Source organism: Streptomyces sp. NPDC002809 (genome assembly GCF_040295435.1).
Taxonomy (GTDB): Bacteria; Actinomycetota; Actinomycetes; order Streptomycetales; family Streptomycetaceae; genus Streptomyces.
Map to the genome: position 1 here is coordinate 14283 of NZ_JBEOVJ010000012.1, position 14517 is coordinate 28799.

General features: G+C 71.2%; 13 protein-coding genes and 1 pseudogene. 5 read left to right on the top strand and 9 right to left on the bottom strand.

The window, feature by feature from the left end:
• Window positions 1-201: 201 nt before the first annotated feature.
• Together ABT025_RS10455 and ABT025_RS10460 are read left to right on the top strand one after the other, a co-directional pair.
• The gene (locus tag ABT025_RS10455) at window positions 202-1182 is read left to right on the top strand and encodes an acyl-CoA desaturase (protein ID WP_350992093.1); all 981 of its coding nucleotides are present in this window, start codon (window positions 202-204) and stop codon (window positions 1180-1182) included.
• Window positions 1179-1865: a TetR family transcriptional regulator gene (locus tag ABT025_RS10460; protein WP_350992095.1), complete on the top strand. Its 687-nt coding sequence runs from the start codon at window positions 1179-1181 to the stop codon at window positions 1863-1865. Before ABT025_RS10455 ends, ABT025_RS10460 begins: the two co-directional genes overlap by 4 nt.
• A 36-nt stretch (window positions 1866-1901) precedes the next feature.
• Here ABT025_RS10460 and ABT025_RS10465 read toward each other — a convergent pair whose 3' ends face one another.
• Together ABT025_RS10465 and ABT025_RS10470 are read right to left on the bottom strand one after the other, a co-directional pair.
• Window positions 1902-2285 carry a VOC family protein gene (locus ABT025_RS10465; RefSeq protein WP_350992097.1) on the bottom strand — a complete coding sequence of 128 codons (384 nt, stop codon included), beginning with the start codon at window positions 2283-2285 and terminating at the stop codon, window positions 1902-1904.
• On the bottom strand, window positions 2285-3082 hold the full coding sequence (locus ABT025_RS10470) for a trans-aconitate 2-methyltransferase (protein WP_350992099.1): 798 nt from the start codon (window positions 3080-3082) through the stop codon (window positions 2285-2287). The genes ABT025_RS10465 and ABT025_RS10470 overlap by 1 nt, the downstream gene beginning before the upstream one ends.
• 89 nt (window positions 3083-3171) lie before the next feature.
• Here ABT025_RS10470 and ABT025_RS10475 point away from each other — a divergent pair, with 89 nt between their 5' ends.
• The gene (locus ABT025_RS10475) at window positions 3172-3669 is read left to right on the top strand and encodes a MarR family winged helix-turn-helix transcriptional regulator (protein ID WP_326736646.1); all 498 of its coding nucleotides are present in this window, start codon (window positions 3172-3174) and stop codon (window positions 3667-3669) included.
• On the opposite strand, the gene ABT025_RS10480 is transcribed toward ABT025_RS10475, so the two are convergent.
• Window positions 3628-4449, bottom strand: coding sequence for a LuxR C-terminal-related transcriptional regulator (locus ABT025_RS10480; RefSeq protein ID WP_350992102.1), 822 nt, complete (start codon window positions 4447-4449; stop codon window positions 3628-3630). The genes ABT025_RS10475 and ABT025_RS10480 overlap by 42 nt on opposite strands.
• A gap of 267 nt (window positions 4450-4716) precedes the next feature.
• On the opposite strand from ABT025_RS10480, the gene ABT025_RS10485 reads away from it, so the two are divergent.
• Entirely contained in the window at window positions 4717-5160 is a 444-nt protein-coding gene (locus ABT025_RS10485) for a GNAT family N-acetyltransferase (protein ID WP_350992104.1), read from the top strand.
• A 16-nt stretch (window positions 5161-5176) separates the two neighbouring features.
• Here the strand turns inward: ABT025_RS10485 and galK are convergent, their stop codons facing one another.
• From galK to galT, 3 genes are read right to left on the bottom strand one after another with little or no spacing between them, the layout of a single operon-like run.
• Window positions 5177-6343, bottom strand: a complete 1167-nt coding sequence (gene galK, locus ABT025_RS10490; protein WP_350992106.1) for a galactokinase — start codon at window positions 6341-6343, stop codon at window positions 5177-5179.
• A complete protein-coding gene (gene galE / locus ABT025_RS10495) occupies window positions 6340-7320 on the bottom strand; it encodes a UDP-glucose 4-epimerase GalE (RefSeq protein WP_350992108.1) in 981 nt (326 codons plus the stop codon). The genes galK and galE overlap by 4 nt, the downstream gene beginning before the upstream one ends.
• Window positions 7317-8360, bottom strand: a complete 1044-nt coding sequence (gene galT / locus ABT025_RS10500) for a galactose-1-phosphate uridylyltransferase (protein WP_350992110.1) — start codon at window positions 8358-8360, stop codon at window positions 7317-7319. Before galT ends, galE begins: the two co-directional genes overlap by 4 nt.
• 416 nt (window positions 8361-8776) lie before the next feature.
• Between galT and ABT025_RS10505 the strand changes: the two are divergent.
• A pseudogene (locus ABT025_RS10505) lies at window positions 8777-8968 on the top strand (hypothetical protein); the annotation flags it as partial.
• 33 nt (window positions 8969-9001) lie between these two features.
• Here the strand turns inward: ABT025_RS10505 and ABT025_RS10510 are convergent.
• The 3 genes from ABT025_RS10510 to ABT025_RS10520 all read right to left on the bottom strand — a co-directional run bounded on the left by ABT025_RS10510 (window position 9002) and on the right by ABT025_RS10520 (window position 14340).
• On the bottom strand, window positions 9002-9697 hold the full coding sequence (locus ABT025_RS10510) for a helix-turn-helix transcriptional regulator (RefSeq protein WP_350992337.1): 696 nt from the start codon (window positions 9695-9697) through the stop codon (window positions 9002-9004).
• Between the two features lie 722 nt (window positions 9698-10419).
• Window positions 10420-12402, bottom strand: coding sequence for an outer membrane protein assembly factor BamB family protein (locus ABT025_RS10515; RefSeq protein WP_350992112.1), 1983 nt, complete (start codon window positions 12400-12402; stop codon window positions 10420-10422).
• Between the two features lie 111 nt (window positions 12403-12513).
• Window positions 12514-14340, bottom strand: a complete 1827-nt coding sequence (locus ABT025_RS10520; RefSeq protein WP_350992114.1) for an outer membrane protein assembly factor BamB family protein — start codon at window positions 14338-14340, stop codon at window positions 12514-12516.
• Window positions 14341-14517 lie beyond the last annotated feature (177 nt).

A 14517-nucleotide genomic window follows, 5' to 3' on the forward strand; every position in this document is an offset into this window, starting at 1 on the left:
TCATTACGGGGACGTTCGGGGTACGCGTGATGTCCCCTACCCCGTACGGCACCCGTACGTGCCGTCTCCCTCGTCCTCTCGTATGGCGGGCCTCCTCGCTGCCATACTTACGACGCCGTAGGTTACGGGCGCGTAGCCCGAGGGCCTCCCCTTCGGGGGCCCTGCCTTTCCGCCGCATTCTCACCCCACAGGGGACTCCCCATGAAGACCAGCCCCGAAGTGATCGAGGCCGCTCAGACGGTTGACGGTCAGGCTCTTCCCTCCGCCACGCTCGGCGGGGACAACAAGCGTTCGATCGAGCAGATCGCGCTCCTGCTGTTCATCGTCGTGCCGTTCGTGGCTCTGGTCGCGGCGGTGCCGCTGGCCTGGGGCCGCGGTGTGAGCTGGCTCGATCTGGGCCTGCTGGTGGCGATGTACTTCATCGGCTGCCATGGCATCACGATCGGTTTCCACCGGTATTTCACGCATGGTTCGTTCAAGGCGAAACGTCCGCTCCGTATCGCCCTGGCCGTGGCCGGTTCGCTGGCGGTGGAGGGCCCGGTGGTCCGCTGGGTGGCCGATCACCGCAAGCACCACCGCTTCTCGGACGCGGAGGGTGACCCGCACTCGCCGTGGCGCTTCGGCGAGACGCTGCCTGCTCTGATGAAGGGCCTCTGGTGGGCGCACATCGCCTGGATGTTCGACGAGGAGCGCACGCCGCAGCAGAAGTACGCCCCCGATCTGATCAGGGACCCGGCGATCCGCGGGATCTCCCGTCACTTCCTCACCTTCACGATCGTCTCGCTGGCCATTCCGCCGCTGGTGGGCGGCCTGGTCACGATGTCGTGGTGGGGTGCGGCGACCGCGTTCTTCTGGGGCTCGCTGGTCCGGGTGGCACTGCTGCACCATGTGACGTGGTCCATCAACTCGATCTGTCACGCGGTCGGCAAGCGCCCCTTCAAGTCCCGTGACAAGTCCGGCAACGTGTGGTGGCTGGCGGTCCTGTCGTGTGGTGAGTCCTGGCACAACCTGCACCACGCAGACCCGACGAGTGCACGGCACGGCGTGATGCGGGGTCAGATCGATTCGAGCGCGCGACTGATCCGCTGGTTCGAGATGCTGGGCTGGGCGACCGATGTGCGCTGGCCCGACTCCGCCCGTATCGAGTCCCGGCGCCACCCCGCGCAGGCCGACGCGGCATGATTGACGACGTGGCGACCGACTCAAGCGCAAGCAGCGAGAACACCCGTGCACCCTCCGCCCGGCGAGCCCGCCGGGTGCGGATGACCGGGAAGGAACGCCGCGAGCAGCTGCTGGACATCGGTCGCACCCTCTTCGCCGACAAGGGTTTCGAAGGCACGTCGGTGGAGGAGATCGCGGCACGTGCCGGGGTCTCCAAGCCGGTGGTGTACGAGCACTTCGGCGGCAAGGAGGGGCTGTACGCCGTGGTGGTGGACCGGGAGATGCGTCAGCTCCTGGACATGGTGACCAGTGCGCTGACCGCCGGCCATCCGCGTGAACTGCTGGAGCAGGCGGCGTTCGCGCTGCTGGACTACATCGAGACGTACACGGACGGTTTCCGCATCCTGGTCCGCGACTCGCCGGTGGCCCAGTCGACGGGCACGTTCGCCTCCCTCATCAGCGATATCGCCACCCAGGTGGAGGACATCCTGGGGCTGGAGTTCAAGGCCCGGGGCTTCGACCCGAAGCTGGCCCCCCTGTACGCGCAGGCGCTGGTCGGCATGGTGGCGCTGACCGGCCAGTGGTGGATGAACGCACGCAAGCCCAAGAAGGCCGAGGTCGCCGCCCATCTGGTGAATCTGGCGTGGCACGGTCTGGAGAACCTGGAGTCGAAGCCCCGGCTGATCGGGCACCGCAAGAGCTGACCTGCGGCCGTGGCACACGTACGCGACGGGGCCCCGTCACCGGAGATCCGGTGACGGGGCCCTCTCAGGTTCCAGGAACTCCAGCCGGTTGCCCACCGGGTCATGGCTGAAGAAGCGGCGGTGGCCCGGCAGGTCCCCGTCCCATCGCACCTCGGCGCCGCGCTCAGTCAGCCGGGCCGCGTACGCCTCGATGCCGGTGACCCGCAGGCCGGGGTGGGCCTTGCGGGCCGGGCGGAAGTCCGCCTCGATGCCCAGGTGGAGCTGGACCGGGCCGGCCTGGAACCAGCAGCCGCCGCGGGCGGCCAGGACCGGCGGCTTGGGGATCTCCGTCATGCCGAGGATGCGGACGTAGTACGCGCGCAGCGCCTCCTCCGAGCCTTCGGGGGCGGCCAGCTGGACGTGGTCGACGGCGGTGATCATCACTTCTCCCGGTGGGCGACGGCGAAGATGCGGCGGAACGGGAAGACCGTGCCGTGCGGGCCCTCGGGGTAGGCAGCGCGCAGCAGGTCGCGGTATTCGGCGAGGAAGGCGTCCCTGGCCTCCTCGTCGTCGGCGAGGGCGGTGAGGACCGGGCGGAGCCCGGTGCCCTTCACCCAGTCGAGGACGGCGTCCTCTCCGTGCAGGAGGTGGAGGTAGGTGGTCTCCCAGACGTCGGCGGTGCGGCCGGGGACGGTGAGGCGGTCCAGGTAGCCGGCGGGGCTCAGGACCGCTTCCGTGTGGCGCAGGCGGCCGCCCAGGCGGGAGCGCCAGCGCGGGGACTCGGCGAGTTCGCGCATCAGGGCGTGCGAGGGCTGGTCGAAGTTGCCCGGGACCTGGAGGGCGAGGGTGCCGCCCGGGGTGAGGGCGGCCAGCCAGTCAGGGAAGCGGTCGGCGTGGCCGGGGACCCACTGGAGCAGTGCGTTGGAGATGATCAGGTCGTGCGGCTGCCCGGGGGTCCAGGTCGAGGCGTCGGCCTCGGCGAAGTCCAGCAGGGCGGTGGCGTGGGCGCGGGCCCGGTCCAGCATCTGCGGGGAGTTGTCGTAGCCGGTGATGCGGGCCGTCGGCCAGCGTGCGGCGAGCAGGGCGGTGACGTTGCCCGCGCCGCAGCCGAGGTCGGCGATCCGGGGGGCGGGGGCGCCCGGCAGCTCGGGGACGCGGGCCAGCAGGTCGTGGAAGGGGCGGGTGCGGTGGTCCGCGTGGCGCAGGTACTGCTGCGGGTCCCAGGTGGGTGTGGTCATGTGGTCGAGGATCATCCCGGAAGTATCTTGATGTCAAGACACTTGAATTCAAGAGACTTCATGTCGACAGACCCTCTACACTGATCCACATGGAGGACGAGGTCGACCGACTGGTCGCTGCATGGCGCCGAGAGCGCCCCGACCTCGACGTGGAACCACTCGAGGTCCTCAGCCGCGTCTCCCGCCTGGCCCGCCATCTCGACCGGGCCCGCAGAATCGCCTTCGCCGAGCACCACCTGGAGCCGTGGGAGTTCGACGTCCTCACGTCGCTGCGCCGCGCGGGCGACCCGTACCAGCTCTCCCCCGGCCAGCTCCTCACCCAGACCCTGGTCACCTCGGGCACGATGACCAACCGCATCGACCGGCTGACCAAGAAGAATCTCGTCGAGCGGCTCCCCGACCCCAGCGACCGCCGTGGCGTGCTGGTCCGGCTGACCGCCGAGGGCCGCGACAAGGCCGACCAGTCACTGGCCGGCCTGCTCGCCCAGGAGCGCGCCATCCTGGGTGAGCTCTCCCGCCGCCAGCGGGGTGAACTGGCCGGACTGCTACGCCAGTTGACCGCCCCGTTCGACAACATCCCCGGCTAGGACCGGCACCGGGGCCGGTGCTTCCAGGTCGGCCGGGCCGACGCCCGCCCGCCGGGCCAGCGCGACGGCCGCCAGCGTCGAGTGGACACCCAGCTTCCCCAGCACGTTCTGCATGTGCGTACGCACGGTGTGCGGGGAGAGGAAGAGCCGCTCCGCCACCGCCTTGCGGCCGAGCCCCGCCACCATGCAGCGCAGCACCTCACGCTCGCGCGGGGTCAGGGACTCGACGAGCTCTTCGCTCTCGGTGCGGTGCTTGCGGTCCGCCATCAGCTCCCGCAGCACGCCGGTGAGCAGCGCGGGCGGCAGATGCGTCTCGTCGCGCAGGACACCCCGGATCACCGCGAGCAGCCGTTGCAGCGAGCTGTCCTTGGCCACCCAGCCGCAGGCGCCCGCCTGGAGTGCGCGCGCGGCCCTGCTCGCGTCGTCCTTCTCGGCGAGCACCACCGTGCGCACCGAAGGCCGCAGCGAACGGATGCCGGCCACCAGGGAGATGCCGTCGACCAGGCCGTTCTCCCCGCTGTTCGGAGCGGGCACCGGAACCGGGCCTGCGGCCGGGCGGCCGGGCGGGCGCACGATGCCCAGTTCGGCATCGACGAGTATCACGTCGTAACCGCGCCCCTCGGCCGCCGCGCGTTCCAGACAGCGCAGTGCGGCCGGGCCGCTGCCCGCCGCGGCCACGTCGACGTCCGGCTCGGCGGCGAGCGCCGCGGCGAGTGACTCGGCGAAAATGCGGTGGTCGTCGACGACGAGAACCCGGATACGGGCCACAGACACCCCCATGCTGTGCGTTCTGGGGCGCCCGAAGCGTGCGACCCCCGGCAGGGACGGACCGGCGCGGGTGCGACGCCCGGAGCGGGGAGTTGAACCGCAGTCCACGGCCGCCGCCGTGTTCCGACTGCCATCCCGCCCGGGCGTCGCACCCGGCTGTCTCGTACCCCTGAATCAGCACCGGCCCCCGCCGGTGCTGTGCATCAGCGTACGGGCGGCGGCCCGGAGCGGAAGGAGATTCACAGAACTGGCAGACAGTGGGGTCCTAGGGTGTTGTTCATGTTCCGTCTTGAGACAGAAGTGGACAAAGAACGACGTCAGCTGCTGAACAGGTGGCTGCGTGACGACAACACCGCACGCTCACCGCGGATCCGCGCCCTGCGCGATACACCGGCCGCGCTCGAAGTCCCGCTGGAGGTATGGGCGCTGGACGCGGAGGGCCGGATCGCAGCGGGGCTGACCGGGCGCACCTGGGCGTACTGGCTCCACGTGGATCTGCTCTGGGTCGACCCCCGCCACCGCGGTTCCGGCCTCGGCTCGCGGATGCTCGCCGAGGCGGAACGGGTGGCCGGTACGGACCGGTCCTGCACCCGCTCCCGGGTGGAGACCTGGGACTTCCAGGCCCCGGACTTCTACCGGAAGCGGGGTTACGAGGTGAGCGGGCGGGTCGAGAACTACCCTCCCGGAGTAACCGAGTTCACGCTCACCAAGGAACTCGGCTGACCGGTTCGCGCCCGGCTCAGACCAGCCGGCGGGCCCCCGCCGACGGCGTCGCGGGGAAGACCCCCGGCGCCGCGTAACCCGCTGCGGCGAACGCCTCCTGCACGGTCTTGGTGACCGTGTCCGCCTGCGACTCCTCCACGAGCACGATCGCCGAGCCGCCGAAGCCGCCGCCGGTCATCCGCGCGCCGAGCGCACCGGCGGCGTTCGCCGTCTCGACGACCAGGTCCAGCTCCACGCAGGAGACCCGCAGATCGTCGCGGAGCGAGACATGGCCGGCGGTGAGGACCGGGCCGGCCGCGCGCACCTCGCCGGAGTCGAGCAACGCGATGACCTGCTCGACGCGCTGGTTGTCGCCGACCACATGGCGTACGTAGCGCACGACGGACTCGTCCGCGCCGGACGCGGCCAGGGTGCCGAGGGCCTCTCCCAGCCCCTCGTACGGAAGCTCGCGCAGGGTGCGGAGGCCGAGGAGACGGGCCCCCTCCTCGCAGCCCGCGCGCCGCTCCGCGTACGCGCCGTCGCCCAGCGCGTGCTTGACGCGGGTGTCGACGACCAGGAGCCGCAGACCCTGGGCGGCCAGGTCGAAGGGGACCTGGCGCTGGGTGAGGTCGCGGGTGTCCAGGTGCAGGGCGTGGCCCTCGGTGCAGCAGGCCGATGCCATCTGGTCCATGACGCCGCAGGGGACGCCGACGAACGCGTTCTCGGCGCGCTGGGCGAGGACCGCGAGCTCGGCGGGGGTGAGCCCGAGCCCGAAGAGGTCGTTCAGGGCCAGCCCCGTCACCACTTCGAGGGCGGCGGACGAGGAGAGCCCGGCGCCGGTGGGGACGGTGGAGGACAGCTGGATGTCGGCGCCGCTGATCTCGTGGCCGGCCTCGCGCAGCGCCCAGACGACACCGGCAGGGTAGGCGGCCCAGCCGTGGCCCTCGTGCGGGACCAGCTCGTCGACGCGGAGCTGGACGACGCCTCCGGGCACATCGGTGGAGTGGAGCCGCAGTTCGCCGTCGGTACGGCGGGCCACGGCCGCCCGCGCGGTGTGCGGCAGCGCGAGCGGCATCACGAAGCCGTCGTTGAAGTCGGTGTACTCGCCGATCAGGTTGACCCTGCCGGGGGCGGCCCAGACCCCCTCGGGCTCGGCCCCGTAGAGCTCGGTGAAGGAGGCGGTCAGCTCAGCGTTGTCGGTCATGGTGCGGTGGGCTCCTCTCGGCGGGCGAACGTCCAGGCGTCGGAGACGATTCCGGCCAGGTCGGCGCGGGACGGCTGCCAGCCGAGGCGCTCCCTGGCGGTGGCGGCGGAGGCGACGAGCACGGCCGGGTCGCCGCCGCGGCGGGGGGCCGCGGTCTCGGGGACCGGGTGGCCGGTGACCTGGCGGACCGTCTCGATGACCTCGCGGACCGAGAAGCCGTTGCCGTTGCCGAGGTTGCAGATCAGGTGCTCGCCCGCGGTGGCGGCGCCGAGGGCCAGCAGGTGGGCCTCGGCGAGGTCGGCGACGTGGATGTAGTCGCGGACGCAGGTGCCGTCGGGGGTGGGGTAGTCGTCGCCGTACACGGAGATCGACTCGCGCTGCCCGAGCGCAACCTGGAGGACCAGCGGGATGAGGTGGGACTCGGGGCTGTGCCGCTCGCCGCAGTCTCCGTAGGCCCCGGCCACGTTGAAGTACCGCAGCGAGACCGCGGCCAGGCCGTGGGCGGCCGCCTCGCCGGTGATCATGTGGTCGACGGCGAGCTTGGTGGCGCCGTACGGGCTGGTCGGGGCGGTGGGGTCGGCCTCGGTGATGGGGCTGGAGACCGGCTCGCCGTAGGTGGCGGCGGTGGAGGAGAAGACGAGGGTGCGCACCCCGGCGTCACGCATCGCGGCGAGCAGGGCGGTGGAGCCCCCGACGTTGTTGACCCAGTACTTCTCCGGGTCGGCGACGGACTCGCCGACCTGGGAGTAGGCCGCGAAGTGCAGCACCCCGTCGTAGGAGGCGTCCAGCCACTTCGCGGCGTCCTGGATGCGGCCCTCGATGAACTCGGCACCGGCCGGGACGCCCTCGCGGAAGCCCGTGGAGAGGTCGTCGAGGACGGTGACGGTGTGCCCGGCCTCCAGCAGGTGCTGGGCGACCACGCTGCCCACGTATCCCGCGCCGCCGGTCACCAGGTACTTCTTCGGGGAGTTGCTCACTCGCTCGCTACCTCTCGCAGTCGCTGGGCCGCGGTCTCCGGCGGCACGTCGTTGATGAACACGTTCATGCCGGATTCGGAACCCGCGAGGAACTTCAGCTTGCCGGAGGTACGTCGAATGGTGAAAAGCTCCAGATGGAGCGCGAAGTCGTCCCGTCCCTCGACTCCGAACGGCGCCTGGTGCCAGGCGGAGATGTACGGGGTCGGCGGCTCGCCGGGGCCGAAGATCCGGTCGAATCGCCTCAAGAGTTCCAGATAGACCTGTGGGAATTCCGTGCGTGCGGCCTCGTCGAGCTCCCGCAGGTCCGGGACGCGGCGGCGCGGGTAGAGATGGACCTCGTACGGCCAGTGCGCCGCGTACGGGACGAAGGCCACCCAGTGCTCGCCGGCGAGCACGATCCGCGAGCCGTCGGCCTCCTCGCGGGCCAGCACGTCGTCGAAGAGGTTGCCGCCGGTCTCGGTGCGGTGATCCGCTGCGGAGCGGAGCATCAGCTCGGTGCGCGGGGTGACGAACGGGTAGCCGTAGATCTGGCCGTGCGGGTGGCCGAGCGTGACGCCGATCTCGGCGCCCCGGTTCTCGAAGCAGAACACCTGCGTGACCTGGGGGAGCCCGGCGAGCTCGGTGGTGCGGTCGGTCCACGCCTCCAGGACGAGTGCGGCCTGCTCCTCGGTGAGGTCGGCGAAGGACGCGTCGTGGTCGGACGTGAAGCAGACGACCTCGCAGCGGCCGGAGTCGCCGGCGAGCGAGGGGAAGCGGTTCTCGAAGACGGCGACGTCGTAGTCCGGCTCCGGGATCTCGCTCTGCCGGCCCTCCTGCGAGGGGCAGAGCGGGCACTCGTCGGCCGGCGGGTGGTAGATGCGGCCCTGGCGGTGCGAGGCGATGGCGACGCTGTCGCCGAGGAGCGGGTCGCGGCGGACCTCGGACGAGGTGGAGACGGGGTCGAGCGGACGCCGGTCGACTGCGTCGCGCACGACGTCGTCACGGCTGTCGTAGTAGATCAGCTCCCGGCCGTCGGCGAGCGTCGTAACCGTCTTCTTCACCAGACTCCTCCCAAACAGAACCGAACACAATGAACCACGAATCAACAATCCCGTCAATGAGAGGGCCCGGCGACGCGCTGGGAGTCTCACGGGATCGAGGTCGGCGGTTCGGCGCTGTTCGGGCGAGGAACGAATAACCGGCCCCGGCTTTCGATGCCGGAGCGGTGGAACGCTCCGGCATCGCCGACGCCGGGCGATCGGGAGCCCCGGCCGCGTTCGCGCGCAGGAAACCGCGCTGCGGCTGGTCGGGCAACGCCGACCACGACGCAGCCCGGGGACGTCTCGCACCTGTACCGGATGGGCCTCGCGCCCGTCCCGGCTGCCGGAAGGGGAGGCGTCAGGCGCGCGAAGCGCGTCGAGCCCGCTGCCGCGAGGCAAGCAGGAGTCTCCCGGCCTCGGCCGGAAGAACGCTTCAAGGAGTCATCGTCGCCATCGCGCGGATCGGCCCCTCCGACGCCGGCCCGAAGAAGGCCGAGGGCGTCCACATCAACCTGCGGACGGGGCTCGCCATGCCGGCCCTGAAGCTGCTCTTCCCGGTCCGGCCGAAGCCGCGCCCGGCCCAGCCGCCGGCCGCCGCGCCCGACATCACGGACACGCCGGGCAACTGACGCGCCACCACCAACGGCAGGGGCCGGACAGCGTCAGCCGACGGGGTCCTGCCCCTGCCGCGTCCCCAGGGCCGCCCGGTCCAGCAGCCCCGTACGGGCGGCGAGCGCCGCCGCCTCCAGCCGGGAGCCGACGCCCAGCTTCATCAGCACGCGCTGCACATGGGTACGGGCGGTGCTCGGCGCGATCCGCATACCGGCCGCGATCAGCCGGGTGTCCTCGCCCTCGGCGACCCGGACCAGGACCTCGATCTCGCGCGGGGTGAGCATCTGCAGCAGCCGCCGGCCCTCGTCGTCCGGCTGGGCGGCCGGGTTGAGCAGTTCGGCGAAGGCGCCCTGGAGCAGTTGCGGCGCGATCGCCGCCTCACCGGCGCGCGCCTTGGCGATGGCCCGCTCGACACCCTCGATGCGCTCGTCGTGCCGGACGTACCCCGCGGCGCCTGCCGCGAAGGCGGCGGCGATGCCGCGCGGACTGGGCACCGGGCCGAGGACCACCACGGCGGTCTGCGGGCGCTCGCGCCTGATCCTGACGACCGGGTCGAAGGTGCCCGGTTCGGCTGGTGCCGCCGTGCCGAACAGGCAGATCTCCGGAGCCCTGCTGACGACCAGTTCCGCCGCACCGGAGGTGGGCGCGGCAGCGGCGAGCACCCGATGACCCCGCAGTTTCAGTGCCGAGGCCAGTGCCTCGGCCAGCAGTCGGTGGTCATCGATCACCATGAGCCGCACGCCCATCGAGAAACCCCCCATAGCGCCAGCAGGCCCCCCCGGCCCTCTCCAGACCCGGCAAGTTACACGCTTGTTCGAGGCGGCGGGCGTCTTAGCGGGCAGAAGCATCGAGATAGCCGACTTCGGGTCCTTTCGCAGCGAGTTGATGACTCATCGTGGCCGAATTCAGACTGTTGCAATCTGCCTACCGACCAGTACGGAACGGCCTCCGGGGAAGCGTGCGCCTCAAGAAGACCCTGCTCGTCTCCGCGGCCACGTCTGCCGGGCCGGCAGGCCCCGCGTTCACCGGTACGGCTGCCGCCGCGTCCGACGCCACCGGCGAAGACGTCCCGACGGCATGGGGATACGCCGAGGTGAAAACCGCCTGGAGGCTCAGCCCGTACGGGCTCGACCCGCTCCGCCGGTACGTGAAGGACAAGGACGCCGACGGCCACTCGGTGGGCGTGCGTCTGCCCACCACCGGCGACGCGGAACCCGCTGCTTCCCGATCCACCGGGTCCCCACCGCCCGGGACGCGACCGGTTACGCCAACCCCGGTGGCCGGATCGGCACCGCACGGATCGAGCTGTGCCGGATGGAGGGCAGCACCGTCCCGAAGTGCGTCTCGTCCGGCATCGTGTACCCGGCCCACGACGACAGCAGCAGCTCCTGACCTCGTCGCGGTTGGGGCGGGACATGCGTGAGGGGGTGGAGCCGGCCGGCTCCACCCCCTCACGCACATCCGGCGGTCAGCTCGTGCTGAACGAGACGACGAGGTACTCCTTGTCGTCCAGCGAGCTCTCCCGCGGCTTGCTGACCATCGTCTCCGAGATGTACAGCTTGCCGTTGCCGTAGATGTACTCGGCGTAGTCCGAGGAGAAGCTGGTCTCCGCGTCCCGGACGGACTCGTCGCCCGGGTTGTCCATCAGCACGGTCTGCTTGAAGGTGGCGCCGTCGATGGAGACGATCTGGCCGCCCTTGTCGTAGGGGGGTTCCTTGTACGCGATGATGTTGCCGCCGTCCATGCGCACCGGGAACATCGAGTAGCGGTCGCCGGCGTCGGCGCGGTCGCTGGTCGGCTTGCCGGTGGCCAGGTCGAACGAGACGATCTCGTTGGTGTTGCCGTACTCCCCGGTGCCCTCGTGCTCCTCGGTGGGCACGTAGATGCGGTTGTTGCCGACCGCGAGGTGCTGGCAGCTCTCGACCTTCGTGGCGCGGCAGCTCGCCGCGTACTTCTCGCCGTCCGCCGCGATCCTGGTGAGCAGCTTGCCGCTGGCCGCGTCGATCGAGAAGAAGTCCGAGATGCCGCTGCCGTCGCCGGCGGTGTCGCCGACGTCGGCGGCGACGACCAGCGGCTTGGTGGAGATGATGCTCGCGTACTCGACGCCGGGCGGCATCTTGTACGAGGAGAGCGGGGCGCCCGTCGTCGGGTTCAGGGCCTGGATGACGAGCTGCGGGTCGTCGTACGTCCCGCACTTGCGGACGACGGCCAGTGCCTCGCCGCCGCCGTACCCCTTGTCGTAGCAGCCGTCCGTGCTGACCTTCGGCTTCCAGCGCTCGGCACCGGTGTTCAGGTCGAAGGCGGCGCCGCCCTCGGTGCCGCCGGCGGCGACCGTGGTGCCGCTGAGGGTGATCTCGTCGAACCGGACCGGGCGGTCACCGCCGGTGGACGCGGTCACCGACTTGCTCCACAGGAGCTTGCCGGTGTTCAGGTCCAGGGCGCCCACCTGGTTGCAGGTGGGGTACTTGTTCGCCGCGGTCCGCTTGCCCTCCTCGAAGGCGACGGCCGTCTTGAAGTCCTTGCTCATGTGCCGGGAGGCGGCACACAGCTGGCCGTCCAGCGGGATCGACCAGAGCTTGGTGCCCTTGGCCAGGTCGTAGCCGACGACCTCGTTGACGCCCGTCTTCACGTACGCCTTGTCGGTCAGCCAGGAGCCGGCGACCGTGGTGACATCGGTGACCTTGGGCTGCGGGAGCTGGAAGCCGACCTCGGCCTTGATGTTGGCCGGGGCCTTCTCCTTGCCGCCGCCGCCGAGGCTGCTGCCCGAACCGCCCTTGTTCTCACCCGTGGTGCCGCCGGAGGTGGACGCCTCGTCCTTCTTCTTGCCGTCGCCGGTCGACGCGAACCAGACACCGCCACCGATGATCAGTGCCACGGCGACCGCCGCGGCGACGATGATCCGGGACTGCGTGGAGAACTTCTTCGGTCCGTTGCCGCCGGGCTGCGGCGACTGGTACGGCTGCTGCATCGGGGTGGTCGGGTAGCCGTAGCCCTGCTGCGTCGGCTGGCCGGGCGGGAAGCCGTACCCCTGCTGCGGTGCCTGGCCGGGCGGGAAGCCGTAGCCGGACGGCTGCTGGGGCTGGCCCTGCGCGGGTGTCTGCGGGAATCCGTAGCCGGGCTGCGTCGGCCGGCCCTGCGGGTAGCCGTAGCCGGGCTGCTGCTGGGGCGGGCCCGCGGGGGGCGGGGAGCCGTAGCCGCCCGGGGCCGGGGGCGGCGGGGTGGCCGGCTGCTTGCCGAACGGGTCCGCGGGCGGCGGCGTCGGGGCACCGAAACCACCCGGCGGCGGGTCCTGCGGGGCACCGAAACCACCCGGCGGCGGGTCCTGCGGGGCACCGAAACCACCCGGCGGCGGGTCCTGCGGGGCACCGAAACCACCGGGCGGGGGGTCCTGCGGCGCGCCGAACCCGCCCTGGGACGGGTCGTTGGGCGGCGGCTGGGGCGGCTGCGTCATGGCGTTGCGTACCTCGGGAGAAGGGGAGTCGGGCGGTGGGCCGGAGCCGGTCGCGGGCGGGTCTGGCGCCGTCCGCGACCGGTGGTGTTCCTGCGGGTGCCGTGGGGAGCGTTACTTGCCGAAGGCCATCATGGTCTTCGTCTCCAGCTCTTCCTCGTCGTTGCTCGCGCTGACCCGCCCGCTCACGATGAACGAGCGGCCGTCCGCGTAGAGGACGTCCTCGTCCCAGAACGAGCTCTCGATCTGAGCCGTGGACGCCGGGTGCTGGAGCACCGTCTTCGGGCTGCCGCCGGAGGGTGCCAGGGTGGCGATCCCGCCGCCCTTGTTGTAGCCGGCGTCCACGTAGAGGAGCACGTTGCCGCCCTCCATCCGCAGCGGCTTCACGGTCTGCTCGGCCGGGGCCTTCGCCTTCCACTTCGTCTTGCCGGTGTTCAGGTTGAAGGCGACGACCTTGTTGGTGCGGCCGGAGCCGCTGGTGTCGTCCTGCGTCGCCATGTAGAAGGTGTTGGCGTCGGCCGCGACACCGGTGCAGCCGTCCAGGCGCTGGCCGAAGATGGCGAACGCGCCACCGCAGTCCGGTGCGAACTTGTCGCCCTTGTCGCTGACGATCTGCGAGCGGAGCGTGCCGTTCTCCCGGAGCGCGAGGATGCTCCACTGCTTGTTGTCGCTGCTGCTTCCCTTGGTCAGCGACACGATGAGGGGGCTCACCGAGTAGACCTTGTCGATCTCCCAGCCACGCGCGGGCCTGTAGGTCCACTTGGGCTTGCCCGTGTTCGGGTCGATCTGCTCGATCTGGTGCTGCGGGTTGTCGAGGTCGTCGGTGCGGCAGCTGGTGGCGGCGATCAGCTTGGCGCCGCCCGCGAAGGCGAACGGCTGGCAGATGCCTTCGCGCTTGCCGAACAGCTCCTTGCCGTCGCTCACCCGGAACGCGTTGGAGGCGCCGGTGCGGCCGACCGTCACGGTGTCGCCGCTGATGGCGAGGGAGATGTCCGACATCAGGTCGAAGAGACCGCTGCTCTTGACCGACTTCTTCCAGCCGGTCTTGCCGGTGTTGAGGTCGATCAGCTGGAGGTCGGAGCAGTCGGCCTTGTCCGTGGTGCCGTTCTTGACCCCGATGACGATCTTGCCGGCCGTGGTGGTCTGTGCCGGCGCCGCGCAGATGTCGGCGGGAAGCTTCAGCTTCCACTTCTCCTTGCCGTCGGCCACCGAGTAGCCGGAGACCGTGCGGTACATGCCCTTGACGATGGTGTCGCCGACGATCCACGGGCCGTACACGTCAGCGCCGTTGCGCGGCAGGTCGACGTCGTTCTTCTGGAGCCAGAGGACCTTCGCCTCGCCGGGCTTGCGCCCGCCGTTCAGGTCGTCGTCGCCCTCGCGGCCGGTGCCGTCGCCGTCGCCCTCGTCGACGGTGGGCGAGGTGGACGGCGCCTTGACCTCGCCGCTCTTCTTCGCGATGGGCTTCTTCTCGTCGTCGCCCCCGCTCGTGGCCAGGTAGACGCCGCCGCCGATGACCAGGAGCGCGGCGACCGCAGCCCCGATGATCATGGCGGGCTTGCCCTTGAAGGGGTTGCCCCCGCCGGGTCCCGTCGGCCCGGCCGGGACCGGCGCACCGGGGTACTGCTGCTGCGGATAGCCGTAACCGGGCTGCTGCGGCTGACCGTAGGGGCCCGGCTGCTGGGCGTACGGACCCGGCTGCTGGGGCTGGCCGTACGGGCCCAGCTGCTGCGGCTGGCCGTAGGGGCCGGGCTGCTGCGGCTGGCCGTACGGACCCGGCTGCTGGGGGTAGCCGTAACCCGGCTGGGCGGCCGGGGCCTGGGGCGGTTGCGCGGGCGGCGGCGTCTGCGGCGGGCCCTGGGGCGGCTGTGGGACCCCGTGCGGCGGCTCCTGCGGAGCGCCGAAGCCTCCCTGCGGCGGTTGCTGGCTGGGCGGCTGGGTCATCAGCGCGTCCCCCTTCATGCGGTCCGGTGCCCGGTCCGGACTCCCCCGCGATCACGCCGGAGCCCCGGGAGTCGGCGAAGACCCCTGAATTACCAGCGAAATGGAGCGAATCGGGCATGGATCCCGCAGTGTTACGTCAGTCGAGCGGGGCTTCTTTGTACCACCCGGTCCGCCACC